Raw genomic sequence first — 18,415 nt, forward strand, 5'->3', positions numbered from 1 at the left:
CAATCCTTATTCTATCAATTTTTAGGCCTTTTAGCAATATCTTTTCTAAAAGAATCTATGGAAAACGCTTTATTTAACTTATCTTTAAGAAAAAGACAAAAGAAGTCAAACTCCTTTCATCCTAATCGTTATTCTTGACGCTTGCCAAAGTCTGCAATCATCTGCTCCATCTCTTGGCGACTCGGAGTAGTCAGCATATAAAGGTAGTCCCCTTGTAGCTCTGCAAAGGCTGCTGGCATGATTTTTTTGACCTTGAATTGCTGGCTGTATTTGGTAAGAAGGTCCTCTTCTGAATAAACATAGTCGGCATTGGCACGACGTGAAGTTGCCAAGCAATACTGGGGCTCAAACTCTGATGCTGGGAACTCTTCACCTGCAACAATCGCCGCATAACCTCGGTAGAGATCCAAGGAGTGAGCGAAGTTATAAACATCAATGGTAAAGCCACCTGCAGGACGGTTATTGTACTCAATGGCAATGTAGTCGTCCCCGTCACGGAAAAACTCGATATGGAAAAAGCGTTCTCTCATTCCAAATTCTTTGACTATGGCCTCACCATACTTGCGCAGCTTAGGATCCATGTCCTTAAGCACATAGTAAGAATTGTCCATCTTATAAATCATGAGATCAAGTGGTGTATGGGCATAATCGAAAGTCGTTGAAAAGACGATATTGCCATCCTTGTCCACAAGCCCGTCAAAGGTACAGATTTCACTAGAAGTGACAAATTTCTCAAAGAAATAAACGGTTGACCGGTCCCACTCAGCCTTGAAGTGATTTACATCGTCTTCTGTCTCAAGCTTAAAGGTGGCTGCAGCTCCCACTCCATTATCAGGTTTGGCAATCATTGGTAGACCGATTTCGTTCACTGCTTTATCCACATCTGCTTCCGTCTGGATAACAGCTCCAGGTACCACAGGGACACCTGCTTTTTTGAAAAGTTTCTTCATCTCAGACTTAAACTTGGTCTTTTTGAGATCCTCCGGTTTGGCACCAAAAACATTGAATTGTTCTCTGAGTATTGCGTCCAGCTCAAGCCAGTATTCATTGTGGGACTCGATGCGGTCGATTGGTCCATGCTTGTAGAACAGAAAGGCAACAGCACGCTTGACTTCGTCTATGTTTTCAAGATTATCTACACGGAAATACTCGGTTAGGCTATTGCGCAAAGGTTCATCTAGTTGTTCGTAGGGCTCCTGACCAATTCCCAAAACGGTGATGCCTTTATTAGCTAACTCGATGGTAAATTGTTGGAAGTTTTGCGGATAGTAGGGAGAAATAACAAGGTAATTCATAGGCAACTCCTTTTATAGATACAAGTGTCCAAGAAAATAAGGCATTTGTTTACGCCACCATTCCCAGTCGTGGGCGACATCGTGTCCCCATTCAGCAAACCAGGCTGGAATTTGTTTCTGGTCAAAGGCTTCTTTGAGCTTGTAGAAAGATGGCAGACCATCTTGTTCCCAGGCACCGAGACCCGTGCAAACGACGATTTCTGCCTGACGGTAACGATCGATAAACCAGCCGTCGTTTTGATTCCAGATATAATCTACTGGCGAGTTTTGGTAAATAGCATCATCATTGTAGTAATCGCCAACGAAGAAACGTGCGTCGTAAACACCGCTGAGGGCAATCACCTTGGTAAAGACATCTGGATGCTGGAGAAAGAAATTGAGTGCATGGTAGGCCCCCATCGAGCAACCTGTCGTCATCATGCCATCAAACCAACCTGTCTTATGCTTGATAAAAGGAATGGCCTCCTCAATCACGTAGCGTTCGTAGGCGCGGTGCATCTCCGCCTGGTCATGACCATTTTTCCAAGTGGCCAACCAGCTCTCACTGTCCACACTGGAGAGGGTAAAGAATTGGACACGGCCTTCTTCGATAAAGGAAGCACAGGCATCAATCATGCCAAAATCATAGTATTCATTGTGACTGCCTCCAGATGAAGCAAAAACCACAACTGGAATCCCAGCATGTCCATAACGGTTGAGATACATTTCACGGTTGAGGTGGCCACTCCAGTGGCTAAGGTTTTCAATGTGCATTAGCTTTCTCCTTTCCTAACTTACCATTTCTCTGCAAAAAATCGGAGACAGTCTGGCAGATTTTCCGACCATGGAATCTCACTATGGATAGCACCAGACTGAACTTTCAAGACAAGATTATCCAAGCCTACTCCACCTGCAATCAAATCATGATAATAACGAAGCGACGAGTCGATATAGGCTTGCTTGATATTACCAGCCATCAGGGTCTTGTCCGTATCATCCGCTTCTTCCGTTCCAACATAGATAAAAATGCGCTGTTCAGGCGACAGTTTCTTACGCTCGATGTAGCGGTTAAAGGCTTCTTGATGAAGCCAGTTAGCAGATGAAAAGACACCCAGACAACCAATTCGGTCTTGGTACTCTAATCCGATAAACTGGGTGATATTGCCTCCAAGTGACGAACCAATCATAGCCGTGTGCTGGCGATCAGCTTTGGTACGGTAGGTTTCATCGATAAAAGGCTTGACCACTTCCATGACAAACTCAGCATACTCCACGCCCTTACCGCCAAACTGCTGGCCTGGAATAGGAGATTCTTGGAACTTCCAAGCCGCGTACTCATGCATCCGCCCCAAACCATCATTGTCAATGGCTACAACAATCATGCGACTGATGTCAGGGTTTCGCTTAATGGCTGGAATAATCTTCCAAGAGTGTCCGATATAGGACTCCTTGCTGTAAAAGACATTTTGCCCATCATGAAAATAAACAACAGGGTAAAAACGGTCTGTGTCTTTCTCGTAGTCCTTAGGCAGAAGAACACGCACTCGACGCTCTTTTCCTGTATAAGGAACCTTGAGTTTGTGTTCTTTCATTTTTAAGTAAAAGTAGGAATGATTCATTGTCAGAAAACTCTCTATATTCAAAATTTTATCTCATTATACCATAAAAATAGAAAAAAAGTCAGTAATTGTCCATTTTAAGGATAAATAACTAACTTTTTTCATTTAATATTCTAAATTCTTCTGGTTTTTCTGATTAGAGGAGATTATCAATTAACTCATCGACAGCGTCTTTTTCAGCTTGAGGTGTAATCTCAGTAACCATGATACCAGCTACTGATCGCTCAACCAATCCTTCAACATCCATCCGTTTTTCATACTGCTCAGCATTCTCTATCTTAGGATTGGTCTTAGGACGATCAGGCGCAAAAATAGTACAGCAGTCTTCAAAAGGTTGGATTGAAATTTCAAAGGTATCGATTTCCTGCGCAATATCAATGATTTCCAACTTGTCCATCGTAACCACAGGACGAATGATTGGAGTGCAAGTCACAGCGTTGATAGTCTGCATGCTTTCCAAGGTCTGGCTAGCTACTTGACCAAGACTTTCCCCATTAATGATAACTAAACCATTTCGTACCTCACGAATACGGTCGGTAATGCGCATCATAAAACGACGGGTCAAGGTCATAAGGTAGGCTTCTGGCGCCTTAGCCTTGATTTCTTCTTGAATCTCAGTGAAAGGCACTTCGATAAATTGGATATTGCCACCAAACTTGGTCAATTTTCGAGTCAAATCTTGAGCTTTTTTAAGGGCACCAGGACTCGTGTATGGCGGACTGGCAAAGTGAACCGCCTCAATATCTACCCCTCGTTTAAGAGCTAGATAACCTGCCACGGGTGAATCAATTCCTCCTGACAACATGAGCATGCCTTTACCGGAACTTCCCACAGGTAATCCTCCTGCTCCACGAAAGGTTTCATAGGAAAGATAGGCAGCCTCCTCGCGAATCTCAACCTGAAGATTAATATCTGGATTTTTCATCTGAGCTTGCACGTTTGGAATAGCCTCAAAAACAGCACCGCCAAGAGTTTGATTGAGTTCACGACTATCCAATTCGAAGTTGTGATCGCTTCGCTTACTAGTGATTTTAAAGGTCATGCCCTCCTTGTAGATAGCTTTCATAATCTCTTGGACAGCAGATTTAAGAACTTCTACAGACTTTTCAACCTTATATACGGGAGAAAAGTTTTGAATTCCAAAGACTTGTTTGAGAGATTCTGCTACTGCTGTATAATCAGCTCCATTGAGGTAAGCGTGGGCACGGTCGCGATCTGCGGTTACCTTAACTTGAGGATAGATGGACAAAACGTCCGAAATATTATTACGAAGTTTATTGATGAAACGCATACGATTTTTGTGCTTGGTTGACAATTCTCCGTAACGAATCATAATTTCTGAATACTGCATAAATGCTCCTATCTTACTTTTCTAGTTTGATTGTAAATTAATTTTAGCTTGGTCAAGAACTGCTCAACCTGACTCATATCATTTTCCAGATCTAGGCTTAGACGCACAGCTGACTGGGCCTTATCCTTGTCCACTCCCATGGCAATCAAGGTACCTGCAGGTTTTCCTGCCTTGGACGAACAAGCAGAGGTTGTGGAAATGAAAATATCATAGTCTTCAAAGGCGTGAACGATGACTTCTCCACGAACACCCTTAATCCCAAAAGTCAGGATATGAGGGGCAAAGTCTTCCTCATCTGAAAAGACAAAAATATCTGGATAATCCAGAAGGGCTTGACGAATGACTGCCTTCATCTGCCCTGTCCTGCTAGCAAAGATAGCTAATTTTTCCATAGACAAACGGAGGGCCTTGGCTGTTGCAGCGATCCCTGCCACATTCTCAGTTGTCGAACGATAGTCTCCCTCTTGACCACCACCAGTCAACAGAGGTGTAATCTTCTTGCCAGACTTGATATAGACAAAGCCGACACCTCTAACACCGTGGAACTTATGACTCGAGAAGGTGGCAAAATCCACTCGATTCGTCAGATACTTTTCAGTTGGAATTTTAGCAAGTGCTTGAACTGCATCAACGTGAAAGGAAATGGTTGGTTTATCAGCTAAAAGTTCTGAAATAGCTTGAATAGGCTGGATAGAGCCGATTTCATTGTTAACTGCCATGATGGAAACGAGGGTCGTATCAGATCGAATCAAGCTTGCTAGAGCCTTGACATCTACAAATCCTTTCTCATCAACTGGGGCAATATCCACCTCAAAACCTTGACTTTTCAGCCATAGGGCTGACTCCTTGACTGCTGGATGCTCAATAGCTGATACGATGATGTGCTTGCCAAACTGGGCTTTTTCAAAGGCCACACCCTTGATGACCCAGTTATCCCCTTCTGTTCCGCCAGAGGTAAAGAAGATTTCATCACTTTTCTTGCCGATTAAATCTGCAATCTGCTGCCGGGAAGCATCTAAAATTCGTGTTGCTTGGTCGCCCAAACGATGGAGGCTAGACGGATTTCCTACAATTTTCGAAGCGACCTGCATGTAGGTCTCTAGTGCTTCAGGGTAAGGCTTGGTCGTCGCCGAATTATCAAAGTAGATCATGTTTTCTCACGCTTTCTAAAATCACTCCTTCTATTGTATCACGAAAAGAGACCTGCGACAAGAAAGGGAAGTTTCTCTTTTTTTAAGATTTTTTTAAAGAAATGAGGTATAATAAATCATAATCAAAGGAGAGTATCATGTCTAACTATCGTAGAACTTCTAATAAATCAAAAACTGAACACATTAAAAAAGGATTTACTGTCTTTCAAAAAACGATTGCTACCATCGGTAGTATCCTTGGTCTGATTACCGCTACTATCACTATCATGAACGCCATGGATAATAACAAAAACAACAAAAAGGAACCGACCACAACTCAAACAACTGTCGTCAAAGAAATCCAAAAGGAATCTCCTCAGGAGAATACTACTCCTAACAAGGACAACACTTCTACTAAAGAAAATACTCCGCAAGAAGAAACTTCCCAATCCAACAAGAAAGAGGAGAAAAAAGAAGAACAGAAAACAACAACTCAGGACTCTTCTACACCTGCTACAAATAAAGAAACAAGCGATAACGGAACACAGTCAAATACGACAAGTTCTGAAACTAAAACAAACCAGTAACCACTAAAATAGCTTCCCTCCAGATTTGGAAAGAAGCTATTTTTTTTTATTGTTGCAATACTTTTCGTGGTTTGGTTCCTTCAGCTGGGCCTATGACACCTGCCATTTCAAGTTCTTCCATAAGGCGGGTCGCACGGTTAAATCCAACCGACAAACGACGCTGAATCATAGAAGCACTAGCTTTCTGGGTCTCGATAACCAGAGCCTTGGCTTCCTCAAAAAGCGGATCGCCACCAGCTTCACCGTCAGAGAAATCTCCCTCATTATCTGGGACGTCTCCTGGATCAAAGCTATCATCATAGTCCGCATCAGCCTGCGCCTTGATGAAGTTTACGATACGTTCAACATCATCATCCGAGATAAAGGATCCTTGCAGACGAACTGGGTGATTCTCATCGATTGGTTTAAAGAGCATGTCTCCTCGACCAAGCAGTTTTTCAGCGCCATTCTCATCCAAGATAGTTCGTGAATCTGTTCCCGATGAAACTGCAAATGCCACTCGGGATGGAACATTGGCCTTGATGAGACCAGAAATGACATCAACCGATGGGCGCTGCGTTGCGAGAATCATATGAATCCCTGCAGCACGTGCCTTCTGTCCGAGACGGATGATGGCATCTTCCACTTCCTTGCTGGCCACCATCATAAGGTCAGCCAACTCGTCCACAATAACAACAATCAAAGGCAGGGGTACTTGTTTATACTCAGACTGAGCATTGAATTCTTCGACCTTGGCATTGTAACCAGCGATATTTCGCACACCAACCTTAGCGAAGAGTTCATAACGGTTTTCCATCTCATCCACAACCTTTTGCAGAGCCTTGCTGGCCTTGCGTGGATTGGTCACAACTGGAATCAAGAGGTGAGGAATGTCATTGTAAACCGATAACTCAACCATCTTAGGATCGACCATCATAAACTTGACCTGGTCGGGTCTTGCTTTCATCAGAATGCTAGCGATAATACCATTAACTGCGACTGACTTTCCGGATCCCGTCGAACCTGCAACAAGTAGGTGGGGCATCTTGGAAAGGTCAAAGGTGCGAGCAGTTCCATTGACAGCCTTACCTAGAGGGATTTCGAGGAGATTTTCTGGTTTAGTCTGAGACTGTTCCCAGAGTTCACGGAAGGAAACAGTCGCAATCTCAGAGTTAGGAACCTCAATTCCGACTAAGGATTTACCAGGGATTGGAGCCTCTATCCGAACATCCTTAGCTGCTAGAGCTAGCGCTAAGTCGTCTGCTAGATTGGAAATGCGGTTAACCCGTACACCGACTGCTGGTTTGACTTCATACTTGGTAACTGATGGTCCAATTTCAGCCCGTTCTACTGTCACCTTGATACCAAAGCTGGCAAAGGTTTCTTCTAGGATTTTGATATTTTCTCGAACAATCTTCTTTTCCTTGGATTGATCTTTGGGTTTATCTGGCGCAAAGAGTTGCAAGCTTGGCAGCTTGTATTCGAGGGCTTCCTTGGCAGAAAAATCAACCTGCACCTCTTCATCTTCAAAATCTTCTTCCACATCTGAAACGTCAAAGTCAGTTTGAGGGAGAATAATCTCCGGTTCAATCCATTCTTCCTCAGGAATTGGTGGGAAATCGTAGTCTGGTACTTCAGATAAGATTTCTCCAGTTTCAGGATCTACAGGAGGAAGCGGTAGCGCATCCTTTTCTTCTTGTTCTCTCTGAATTCTGGCAGCTTCTTCAGCTTCTTGGCGAGCCTTCTCTTCTTCTCTCTTGATGAAGCGTTCCTGTTTTCTCTGTTCCTGTTTTTCCATGAAGGATCTGAACTGAGCTCCAATAAAGGCTGCGACATCATAAATAGACCAGGGACTAACCAAGAGTGCCCCAACTAGAATCAAGAGAACTCCAATAAAGTACGATCCGATATTGGAGAAAAGAAAGGATATGGGGATATAGAGTCCAACACCAAGCAGGCCTCCACCAGCAAAACTAGTCACCCGCATGCCAGTAAGGTCCGTCATAACTTGAGACAATGTCCCTTTTAGAACTGCCTTCTCCAAGCCAAATTTCCAGACAAGATAGGCCTCAAAAATTAAGAGTAATCCAGCGAAGATACAAAGAAATCCTGACAGAAGTCCCTCTTGCTTGCGTATCCATTTAAATAGAAAAAGATAAATAAGAAGGGCACCAATGACCACATAGGCCAAACTTCCAACCACCAGTCGAATGAGATTGTAAAGAGTGACACCTGCCGCACCGAGTTTGAGGGCTGCAATAATCAACAATAAGGCAATTCCTAAGGAAATCAACATCCTCTGAATAGCCTGTTTTCTTTCAAGTTCTGCTTTAGACGGTCTTCGTCTTGTTTTTGTAGTATTCTTGTTTGCCATTCTTCTATTATACCATATTTCACAGCCATTTCGAATAGAGAAAAAGATTGCACCAAATGGTAACAATCTTTCTATTCTAATCCTTTTTATGCTTGTGGTTTGCGTAGGTAACCATAAACCACACCACTTACAATTGCACCAACCAAAACAAAGGCAAGGTAGAGAAGGGCATTTGAAGTTAGGGCGATAACGAAGATTCCTCCGTGTGGTGCCATGAGTTTGATACCTGCAAGACCAACGAGTCCTCCTGTTACTGCTGAACCAAGGATAAAGCTTGGTATCGCACGAGCTGGGTCTGCAGCACCAAATGGAATCGCTCCCTCAGTGATAAATGACAAGCCCATGATAATGTTTGTCAAACCAGAGTTACGTTCTTCTTTGGTAAATTTATCTTTGAAAAGAAGGGTTGCAACAAAGATAGCAAGTGGTGGAACCATTCCTCCAGCCATAACAGCCGCCATAGCTACAGAACCACCTGAAGAAACAGTTGCTGCAAGCGTACCTGTACCAAAGACATAGGCAGCTTTATTGACTGGTCCACCCATGTCGACAGCCATCATTCCACCAAGAACGATACCTAGAAGGACAGTTGAACCTCCTCCAAGACCGCCTAAGAAGTTATTCATAGCAGTGTTGATTTCTGCCATCGGGATGTTAACAGCTAGCATGACAAATCCTGTCAAGATTGTTCCAAGAAGTGGCAAGAGAAGGATTGATTTAGCACCTTCAAGTGAACGAGGAACTTTAACGTATTTCTTGATGGCAAGAACTAAAGCACCTGCGATAAATCCACCAACAAGGGCACCTAGGAAACCAGATGAGACACCTGCAAGAGTTGAAGTTGCTTCACCACCTGCTGCATAAGGGATTTTACCAAAGGCAAAACCTTCTTTAGCAATAGCACCAGCCACAAAACCAGCAACCAAACCTGGTTTTTCAGCGATAGAGTAGGCAACGTATCCTGCAAAAACTGGAAGCATCAAGCCAAAGGCTGCTCCACCAATTTTCATGAACATGGAAGCTAGCTCACGGTAGGATCCGAGATTGCCAAGACTATCCTGTGGCACACCAAAAGCTCCGTCGATCAAGAAAGCAAGGGCAATCATGATACCACCACCAATAACAAATGGCAACATTTGTGATACACCACTCATCAAGTGTTTGTAGAAGGCACCACCAAGGCTTTGTTTTTCATTAGATGCTGTTGCAGCTTTTGCTCCATTAGCAGCACGGTAGATTTCAGCATCTCCTGAAAGAGCCAAGTTAATCAACTCTTCTGTCTTACGGATACCGTCTGCAACTGGACGATTGATCAATGGTTTCCCATCGAAACGATCCATCTCAACAGCCTTGTCAGCAGCAATGATAACGGCTTTAGCCTTGCGGATGTCTTCCGCAGTCAATTGGTTCCCAACACCGCTAGCACCATTGGTTTCAACCTTGATACCAACACCCATTTCAGCAGCCACTTTTTGAAGGGCTTCTTGAGCCATGTAAGTGTGGGCAATACCTGTCGTACAAGCTGTAACAGCTACGATAAAATCGCCAGAGTCATTAGCAGGTGCTTGAACAGGCTCCTCAGCTTTTTCTGAAGCTTGGTTAAATAGTTCGATAACTTGATCGGCAGATGTTACTTGACGAAGTTTGTCAGCGAAACCATCTTTCATCAAGTATTGAGACAATTCTGCCAAGGCTGCCAAGTGAGTATCATTGGCACCTTCTGGAGCTGCAATCATGAAGAAGAGGTCTGTTGGTTGCCCATCCAAGCTCTCATAGTCAACACCCTTGTTTGACTTAGCAAAGAGAACCGTTGCTTCTTTGACAGCAGAATTTTTGCTGTGAGGCATAGCAATTCCGTCACCCAAACCAGTAGAAGTGAGAGCTTCACGCGCTAAGATCCCTTCTTTAAAGGTTTCAAAATCCGTCACATAACCGCGATCTACCAAACTTTTAATCATCTCTTCGATGACAGCTGTCTTTTCTGTTGCCTGTAAATCCAGCAACATGACATCTTTTCTCAATAGGTCTTGAATTTTCATCGTTTTTCTACCTCAACTTTTTCATATGTTTCTTTAATAAATTCCGCTGTTGCCAAGTCATCCGAGAAGGTAGTTGCTGTTCCACAAGCTACTCCCCATTTGAAGGCCTCTACTGCGTCTTTAGATTTGACAAATTCACCTGTAAACCCAGCAACCATAGAGTCACCAGCCCCGACTGAATTTTTGACTGTTCCCTTGATTGGTTTAGCGAAGTATGCTCCCTCAGATGTGACAAGAAGGGCACCGTCACCAGCCATGGAGATAATGACGTTTTGAGCACCTTTAGCTAACAATTCTCGAGCATAGTTCTCGATTTCATCTAAACTTTCGAGTTTCACTCCAAAGATAGCTCCAAGCTCGTGATTGTTTGGTTTAACCAAAAGTGGCTGGTAGTCTAAACTATCAATCAAGGTCTGTCCTTCAAAATCACAAACCACTTGCGCACCAGTCTGGCGTGTCAAGGCAATCAAATCTTTGTAGATAACATTACCTAGATTTTTAGCACTTGAACCTGCAAAAACCACCGTATCTTCTGCAGTCAAACTAGACAAAATAGCTTTCAACTCTTCTAGCTGAGTCGGTTCCACATTTGGACCAGTCCCGTTGATTTCTGTTTCTTGGTCTGCTTTAATCTTGACATTGATGCGAGTATCTTCTGCTACTTGGACAAAACGAGTTTCGATTTCTTCCTCTGAAAGGGTACCTGTGATAAATTTACCAGTAAATCCTCCTATAAATCCAGTCGCAGTATTAGGAATATCCAAGCGCTTCAAAACACGGCTAACATTGATTCCTTTCCCACCAGCAAACTTATCATCACTGTCCATACGATTGACACTGCCGACTTGAACTTGGTTCAAGCGAACGATATAGTCAATGGATGGATTGAGTGTGACTGTATAAATCATACCTCTATTACCTCCGTTTTCTTCTTAATAGCCTGCAAGAGCTCATGCCCTTGACTTGTGATGACAATAGCGCGTTTAAGTGGTGCTACCTTGGCAAAGCAAGTTTGACCAATCTTAGACGAATCGGCCAATACATAGGTTTGTTTGGCATTCTCCAAAATAGCACGTTTCACAGCTCCCTCTTCCATATCTGGAGTCGTATAATAACCATCGTCGACACCATTCATCCCGATAAAGGCACGGTCAAAGTGCAATTGATTGATTTGATTAAGAGCAACACCACCGATACATGCATCTGTTGCCATCTTGACACTTCCTCCAACCATGACTGTTGGAATCTGTTTTTCAACCAACTGAACCGCATGATGAATGGAGTTGGTCACAACTGTGATATTCTTATTAACCAATTCCTTGATTAAAAAAGCAGTTGTCGTTCCAGCATCAATAAAGATGACATCTTTTTCCTTAATAAGAGATGCTGCTTTTTGAGCCAGCAGCTTCTTCTCTTGAAGGTTTTTGACAGATTTTTCTTGGATGGTTTCTTCCTCCTGCAAGGAGTGAGGTAGTTCTGCTCCACCATGCACACGGCGAAGCTTGTTTTCCGCCTCCAATTCGTCCAAATCTCTTCGTACTGTCGATTCTGATGTTTCTAATAGACTAACCAATTTTTCTAGGGAAACTACATGATGTTGATTTAACTCCTCTAAAATCAGTTGCTTCCGCTCAGTTTTTAACACCAAACCACCTCCTGTTATCGTTTACACTATTCATTCTAGCACATTCTCCACCAAAGTCAAGCATTTTTTGTCACTTTCTTTCAAATTCTGTCATTTTTCTTATTTCCAAAATTTTTATTGCAAGATAAGTGGCTTTATGGTAGACTATTTGAGTAAGTATTGGAAGATTACTCAAGAGGCTTAAGAGGCCGTGTTGGAAACGCGGTAGGCGTGTAACAGCGTGCGTGGGTTCGAATCCCATGTCTTCCGTAGAAAAAAGAAAAACTGCACCTCAATGCAGTTTTTTATCGTTCTAAGAACAATATCTAGAAATGAAAGGCTGAGTTACTCTAACTATCACACCACATTTTTCTGTATCCTGCCCTATCCTAGAATCACTTTGATTTCATAAAAAAACAAGTAGTTTATTAAGACTACTTGTTTTTCTTCTAAATCTTGTGATTAGATATTGCTTTTATCTTTTTTATCTGAAGATTTGTCTGTTGATTTATCAGTGGATTTGTTTGAAGATTTATCTGAAGACTTGTCTGTTGATTTATCATTAGACTTAGTTGAGTTTTTACGGACAATTTTATCATAACCTTCTGTATCATCAAGCAACTCTGTCGCCAAAGTACGGTAATCTTCTTGAGAAATCAGCCAGTTTCCATCCTTATCCTTTGTTAATTTGATTTCAGTATCAAAATCACCAGTAGTGAAAGGTGTATGAGCTAAGTTAGGGTCAACGTCACTGTAGGTTGAGAAATCTTTCTTGAATAGATGCTCAAAAATCCAGTAAGAAACCAATGTTTGGTAACGCTTGATGTCAACGTTTGAACCAGCTTGATTGTATTTACCTAGGTTATCAACACCTCCAATAAGAGTAGTGAGAACTTCCCTTGTAGATGAAGCCAATCCTTTAGAGTGTAACTTCTTAGAATTGAAAGTAACAGTCGCTGTATTTCCTGATTCATCAACCTTCACGTCTTTAACAGTGTAAGAACCGATATCTTGATATAATCTACGTCTCATCTTCAAGAAACCTGAAATGGTTTCTTCTGGAGTTTCAACAGGGAAATCTTTGTGCCATTGTACTGAATAGGTAGATGCAGGTGAAAGACCTTCTTCTTTGATTTTTTCACTTGTTTGTACAGCAAATACTGCCTCAGTCCATTTTTCATAAGTGTCGCCATAAATCTTCTTAAATCGAGCAGAGTCGCTAGTGAGAACAGAGTCTAGGAGAATTTCAGCATCTTTTGTAACTTTTTCTTTAACTTCTGCTGCTTCATCCTTCTTCTCAACTTGTTCCGTATTCTCCTTGTTATCAGAAGAAGCTTCAGATGACTGATTAGAAAATACAGAACATGCACCCAAGACAACCGTCGAAAGTGCTAAGATACTTAGTAACTTGATCTTTTTCATGTTTCACCTCATTATGAAAATTTACTCTTGGAGACTACCCCCAAGGATAGTTGTTTAGAAAAACACTGGGTTTATCTAACGGAGAATGGGGGATTCGAACCCCCGCGCCAGTTACCCGACCTAACGATTTAGCAAACCGTCCTCTTCAGCCTCTTGAGTAATTCTCCACTAACACACTAGAATAAATAGGATACAACAAAGGATACAATTTGGAAAAAACCTACTGTATACCTGTTCATAATGGAGCCGGTGGGAGTCGAACCCACGTCCAAACACCTGCCAACATATTTGTCTACAACCATAGGTTATGTATTATTTTAACAGCTCCTCGACACATAACTCAAACCTAGGAACTGCGAGTCTATCAATCTCTTATCAAACCACTAGACAAGGCTTGATCGTATCTCGCTAATCATAAGACCTGTCATTGAACACGAGCAATCCAAATCGGGTCACGCCTGCTGGTTTTTAGGCAGCTAGAGCGTAAGAAGTGTTATTTTTTGCAGTTATATTTAACTGAGCGTTTACGTCGCCACACGGGTTGCAAAATATGCCTCATAATGCCTGTCGAATCCGTAACGACCCCAGGATGTTAGAACTATTATAACCTATCTTCATAAAAAATGCAAAATCAAGCCCATTCTTTAGAACAGATACGTTTTCAAAGCATCTGATAAGGCTTGATAACCCGCTACACTTAGATGGAGGCCATCCGTTGTATAGGCTGATTGGAGTTGTCCTTCTGAATCAGTCAAACTATCATAAATTGGTAGAAAATCTACTTGCATATAGGCGGAGGCTAGAGCCTTATAGGCTTGATTCCATTCCTTGATCTTTTCATTGGTACGAATATATACTGTCTGCTTGTATTCTTCTCCTTCATTGACTGGCAAAATGGAAAGGAGCTTTATTTGTGACAGCGGATATTCTCGGGCAATCGATTGGATTACACGTTCAAGATTATCCAAGGCTTCATTTATGGGAATATCTTTTCCAATATCATTTATACCAATTAAGAGAACAATTTGATCCACAGCATCACCATAAAGATGGGCATCCAAATTCTCTAATAACAATCTCGTCTGGTAGCCTCGGATTCCACGATTAACAATCGTCTTGGCAGCCCCAAACAACTCTTGAAGAGGGTAACACTCCACAATCGAATCACCAATAAAGATAATATCTGGCTCTAGAACAGAAACTTGATTCAATTCACGATACTTGGTTTGAATCTTTTCCTGCTCCTTTAAGAGCCAATTCTCTAATAACTGTACTGCCACCTTATCCCTCTTTCTCTAACCAATTTTCTAGAACCTGATAAACACCTGCCTGGCTGTTAGCTGGTGCTAGGGCAGTCGCAACTGCCTTGACCTCATCAGCTGCATTTTCCATGGCATAGCCAATTCCAGCCAGTTCTAACATTTCGACATCGTTTTCACTATCACCAAAGGCCATGATTTGTTCCGATTTCAAATTCCAGCGCTTGAGTAATTCTTCCAATCCCCATGCCTTGTGAATACCAGTTTGGAGGATGTCAATACACCCATAACCGCTAGAAACGGCTCTTATATGACCATTAAAGAGATCATTGATTTCCTGCAAAACAGAACTAGAGCGTTCTTCACCAACAACCATACTCATCTTTAACACTCCACCGAAGAGGTCAGCTTGCAAGTCTTCCACAAAATTCATTCGTTGATAAAATTTTTCAATCATCTCTGGTGTCATAAATTTTTCTAGGTCTGTAAAAACAGTCCCTTTCTTGACAAAACCACCCTTCATACCTGTTACGACAAACTGATCTCGGCACTCTCTCCCTTTAAAATGAACTAAAGCCGTGTCAACCATAGCATCATCCCAGGTCTGCGCTTGAATCAGTTTATTGTTTTCAAAAATACGCGCCCCATTGGCAACGACCAGAACTACTCTACTCGCCAAGTGTTCTAGTAATTGCCTCATACGGTGAACTTCATTCCCCGTCGCAATGACAAAACGGATATCCCTTTGATCCAGCTGATCTAAGATCTTTTCCAAGCGGGGTAGATCTAGCTGCCCTCTCGGGTCTAGCAAGGTTCCATCCATGTCTGTTGCAATTAATTTAATCGTCATCATATCTCCTTTAGAGTGAGCGTCTACCACTTCAACCCTACATGTTCATTCATTTCTTTATAGGCCGTGTCAATTCGTTCCTTGGTCGCCTCGTCCAACTTGTCACGGTGACTGCCTCCCTCGATGAAGTCCTCTAGGATATAGGTCTGATAGAGGAAGAGCGGATAGCCTTCTGGAGAGTAAGTCCCTTTGGGTGTTCGATTGACCCATGTCGGATGTGCCTTTGCCGTTTCAATCCTAGTCTTGCCATCTTTTTTCTTAATGGTTACATCCATGAGAACACCGCGCTCCGTCCACTTGGCATTTTCCTCATCTTGCATGGTTTCAATGCGTTGATTTGAGAGGAAATTCCCCATGGAGTAGATGATCAGTTTTTTGTCACCATCTTTTTCAACTGTTTCAGCAGGTTCAACGACGTGAGGGTGCCCTCCAAAGATAATATCGGCTCCCCAGTCAATCATCTTATGGTACAGTGTTTTCTGTTCTTCCGTTGGTTCTAGCTGGTACTCAATTCCCATCTGAGGCATAATAACAGTAATATCTGCTTCCTTCTCAGCACGCTCGATTTCTGCCTTCATCTTATCTTCATTCAGATCAGAAAGATAGCGATTATAGTCCTCTTGAGAGATATACTGCTCAATGCCATTAAAACCGTAGGAATAGGCCAGGAGAGCTACCTTGATACCATTGACTTCCTTGATGACTATAGGGGCTTGGTCACGGGATTCATGTGTGTAGACTCCGATGGGTGTCATTCCTGCCTTTTCAATAGCTTGAGCTGTTGAAACCACTCCCTCAATTTGAGAATCCAAAATGTGATTATGAGCCAAGTCTAGAACTTGGTAGCCTGCATCCTTGATTGCATCCATGACTTCCCCTGGTGCATTAAAGAGAGGATAACCTGCCAAATAGTGGTCCTTGTTCACCGTTCCTTCAAAGTCACCAATTACTAAATCAGCTTGCTTGAGCCAAGGTTTTACATACTCAAAATTTTCATGGAAATCATAGGTTCCATCTTCTTTAAGAGCTGTTCGGTAGATGGGGATATGGTAGAGAAGGTCACCATTTGCCATGATACGTGCCGTCGTTTCACCAGACTGATTTTCCTTGGATTGACTGGAAGTACTTGCAGAATCAAGAGTTTGATTACTAGGACTCGTTCCCTTACTACCTTGTACTGCTCGAACTAATAAGTTTCCCCCCATGGATAAGGCAACTGCAAGCAATAACACAATAATAAACTGGGCATTGGTCCAGGATTTATAATTCCGAAAGAAATCCACACTAGTTCTCCACACCCCATAAAGAGAGTCCTGAGACCGTCTATCTTGTCGCTTTTCCATCTTTATTCCCCCCTTGCTTTTTGGTGCAAGTCTTTTCTTTTATTATACCACAGACAAAAGAGGAATACCGTTTATTATATTATTTTTTAGGAACTTCTGCGACTTTCTTTCTCGCCTATTTTGTGTTATCATGTAGAGGTAATGAAAGGAGAGAAAATGTCTGCAATAGAACGTATTACAAAAGCTGCTCACTTAATTGATATGAACGATATTATCCGCGAGGGGAATCCAACTCTTCGCGCAGTTGCTGAGGAAGTCACTTTCCCACTGTCTGACCAGGAAATCATCCTTGGCGAAAAGATGATGCAATTCCTCAAACATTCTCAAGATCCTGTTATGGCTGAAAAGATGGGGCTCCGCGGTGGAGTTGGATTGGCCGCTCCCCAGCTGGATATCTCAAAACGCATTATCGCTGTTTTAGTTCCCAATATTGTGGAAGAAGGTGAAACTCCACAGGAAGCCTACGACTTGCAAGCTGTTATGTACAATCCAAAAATCGTATCTCACTCTGTTCAAGATGCTGCTCTTGGCGAAGGAGAAGGTTGCCTTTCTGTTGACCGAAACGTACCTGGCTATGTTATTCGCCATGCCCGCGTCACTGTTGATTACTTTGACAAGGACGGCGAAAAACACCGTATCAAGCTCAAAGGTTACAACTCTATCGTTGTCCAACATGAAATTGATCATCTAAACGGAATCATGTTTTACGATCGTATCAATGAAAAAGATCCATTTGCTGTTAAAGATGGTTTACTGATTCTGGAATAAAGAAAATCCCGTTGCAAGACGGGGTTTTGTGTTATAATAGAGGCATGAAAACAAATGATATTGTCTATGGCGTCCACGCCGTTACAGAAGCCCTCCTTGCAAACACTGGAAATAAACTCTACCTCCAAGATGATCTCCGAGGTAAGAATGTTGAGAAAGTCAAGGAACTGGCTGCTGAGAAAAAGGTCTCCATCTCTTGGATCTCAAAAAAATCCCTGTCTGAAATGACCGAAGGCGCTGTCCACCAAGGTTTTGTTCTACGAGTGTCCGAATTTGCCTATAGCGAGCTGGATCACATCCTTGTCAAAACACGACAAGAAGAAAATCCACTTCTGTTGATTCTGGATGGTCTAACTGACCCTCACAACTTAGGCTCTATCTTAAGGACTGCTGATGCGACCAATGTTTCAGGTGTCATCATTCCCAAGCACCGTGCTGTCGGAGTGACTCCTGTCGTTGCCAAAACGGCCACAGGTGCTATTGAGCATGTACCGATTGCGCGAGTGACCAACCTCAGTCAAACCCTAGACAAACTCAAGGCTGAAGGCTTCTGGACCTTTGGAACGGATATGAACGGTACTCCTTGCCACAAGTGGAATACAAAAGGGAAAATTGCCCTCATCATCGGAAATGAAGGAAAAGGCATCTCCAGCAACATCAAAAAACAGGTTGATGAAATGATAACCATTCCGATGAACGGTCATGTTCAAAGCCTCAATGCCAGTGTTGCAGCAGCCATTCTCATGTACGAAGTTTTCCGAAACAGACTATAAAAAAGTTTCCAATCAAGTGATTG

The 18,415-nt window shown here is 42.6% G+C and carries 16 protein-coding genes, 2 tRNA genes and 1 other RNA gene; 4 read left to right on the plus strand and 15 right to left on the minus strand.

The features are described 5' to 3' along the window. Nucleotides 1-128: 128 nt before the first annotated feature. From B7714_RS07270 to B7714_RS07290, 5 genes are all read right to left on the minus strand, one after another. Entirely contained in the window at nt 129-1,295 is a 1,167-nt protein-coding gene (locus B7714_RS07270) for an ATP-grasp domain-containing protein (RefSeq protein ID WP_084860110.1), read from the minus strand. 12 nt (nt 1,296-1,307) lie between these two features. After that, on the minus strand, nt 1,308-2,048 hold the full coding sequence (locus B7714_RS07275; protein ID WP_042902431.1) for an esterase family protein: 741 nt from the start codon (nt 2,046-2,048) through the stop codon (nt 1,308-1,310). Between the two features lie 20 nt (nt 2,049-2,068). Further along, on the minus strand, nt 2,069-2,893 hold the full coding sequence (locus B7714_RS07280) for an alpha/beta hydrolase (RefSeq protein ID WP_049537346.1): 825 nt from the start codon (nt 2,891-2,893) through the stop codon (nt 2,069-2,071). Between the two features lie 136 nt (nt 2,894-3,029). Continuing rightward, nucleotides 3,030-4,244: a tRNA uracil 4-sulfurtransferase ThiI gene (gene thiI, locus B7714_RS07285; protein WP_084860111.1), complete on the minus strand. Its 1,215-nt coding sequence runs from the start codon at nt 4,242-4,244 to the stop codon at nt 3,030-3,032. A gap of 8 nt (nt 4,245-4,252) precedes the next feature. Continuing rightward, on the minus strand, nt 4,253-5,395 hold the full coding sequence (locus B7714_RS07290) for a cysteine desulfurase family protein (RefSeq protein WP_084860112.1): 1,143 nt from the start codon (nt 5,393-5,395) through the stop codon (nt 4,253-4,255). Between the two features lie 137 nt (nt 5,396-5,532). Between B7714_RS07290 and B7714_RS07295 the strand changes: the two genes are divergently transcribed. Next, nucleotides 5,533-5,961 (plus strand): DUF6556 family protein, encoded by a 429-nt coding sequence (locus B7714_RS07295; protein WP_061408890.1) that lies wholly within the window; start codon nt 5,533-5,535, stop codon nt 5,959-5,961. A gap of 46 nt (nt 5,962-6,007) precedes the next feature. Here the strand turns inward: B7714_RS07295 and B7714_RS07300 are convergent, their stop codons facing one another. The 4 genes from B7714_RS07300 to B7714_RS07315 form a co-directional block, all read right to left on the minus strand. Further along, on the minus strand, nt 6,008-8,314 hold the full coding sequence (locus tag B7714_RS07300; RefSeq protein ID WP_084860113.1) for a DNA translocase FtsK: 2,307 nt from the start codon (nt 8,312-8,314) through the stop codon (nt 6,008-6,010). 86 nt (nt 8,315-8,400) lie between these two features. Further along, nucleotides 8,401-10,353: a PTS fructose transporter subunit IIABC gene (locus B7714_RS07305; RefSeq protein WP_084860114.1), complete on the minus strand. Its 1,953-nt coding sequence runs from the start codon at nt 10,351-10,353 to the stop codon at nt 8,401-8,403. Beyond that, nucleotides 10,350-11,261, minus strand: a complete 912-nt coding sequence (gene pfkB, locus B7714_RS07310) for a 1-phosphofructokinase (protein ID WP_084860115.1) — start codon at nt 11,259-11,261, stop codon at nt 10,350-10,352. Before pfkB ends, B7714_RS07305 begins: the two co-directional genes overlap by 4 nt. After that, on the minus strand, nt 11,258-11,998 hold the full coding sequence (locus B7714_RS07315) for a DeoR/GlpR family DNA-binding transcription regulator (RefSeq protein WP_084860116.1): 741 nt from the start codon (nt 11,996-11,998) through the stop codon (nt 11,258-11,260). Before B7714_RS07315 ends, pfkB begins: the two co-directional genes overlap by 4 nt. Before the next feature lie 161 nt (nt 11,999-12,159). On the opposite strand from B7714_RS07315, the gene B7714_RS07320 reads away from it, so the two are divergent. After that, nucleotides 12,160-12,247 (plus strand) — tRNA-Ser (locus B7714_RS07320). Between the two features lie 192 nt (nt 12,248-12,439). On the opposite strand, the gene B7714_RS07325 is transcribed toward B7714_RS07320, so the two are convergent. The 6 genes from B7714_RS07325 to B7714_RS07350 form a co-directional block, all read right to left on the minus strand. Next, nucleotides 12,440-13,399: a hypothetical protein gene (locus B7714_RS07325; protein ID WP_000721422.1), complete on the minus strand. Its 960-nt coding sequence runs from the start codon at nt 13,397-13,399 to the stop codon at nt 12,440-12,442. 79 nt (nt 13,400-13,478) lie between these two features. Beyond that, nucleotides 13,479-13,566, minus strand: a tRNA-Ser gene (locus B7714_RS07330). A 71-nt stretch (nt 13,567-13,637) separates the two neighbouring features. Next, nucleotides 13,638-13,985, minus strand: a transfer-messenger RNA (tmRNA) gene (ssrA, locus tag B7714_RS07335). 58 nt (nt 13,986-14,043) lie between these two features. Further along, nucleotides 14,044-14,679: an SGNH/GDSL hydrolase family protein gene (locus tag B7714_RS07340; RefSeq protein ID WP_084860117.1), complete on the minus strand. Its 636-nt coding sequence runs from the start codon at nt 14,677-14,679 to the stop codon at nt 14,044-14,046. 1 nt (nt 14,680) lies between these two features. Continuing rightward, nucleotides 14,681-15,508, minus strand: a complete 828-nt coding sequence (locus B7714_RS07345; RefSeq protein ID WP_000152917.1) for an HAD family hydrolase — start codon at nt 15,506-15,508, stop codon at nt 14,681-14,683. Nucleotides 15,509-15,531: 23 nt separating this feature from the next. Then, on the minus strand, nt 15,532-16,851 hold the full coding sequence (locus B7714_RS07350; RefSeq protein WP_080978798.1) for a CapA family protein: 1,320 nt from the start codon (nt 16,849-16,851) through the stop codon (nt 15,532-15,534). Between the two features lie 156 nt (nt 16,852-17,007). Between B7714_RS07350 and def the strand changes: the two genes are divergently transcribed. Together def and rlmB are read left to right on the plus strand one after the other, a co-directional pair. Then, nucleotides 17,008-17,619, plus strand: coding sequence for a peptide deformylase (gene def, locus B7714_RS07355; RefSeq protein WP_001272958.1), 612 nt, complete (start codon nt 17,008-17,010; stop codon nt 17,617-17,619). 44 nt (nt 17,620-17,663) lie between these two features. Next, a complete protein-coding gene (gene rlmB, locus B7714_RS07360; protein WP_084860118.1) occupies nt 17,664-18,392 on the plus strand; it encodes a 23S rRNA (guanosine(2251)-2'-O)-methyltransferase RlmB in 729 nt (242 codons plus the stop codon). The last annotated feature ends 23 nt before the right edge of the window (nt 18,393-18,415 follow it).

The sequence above is a fragment of the Streptococcus oralis subsp. oralis genome, assembly GCF_002096595.1.
Classification (GTDB): Bacteria; Bacillota; Bacilli; order Lactobacillales; family Streptococcaceae; genus Streptococcus; species Streptococcus oralis_D.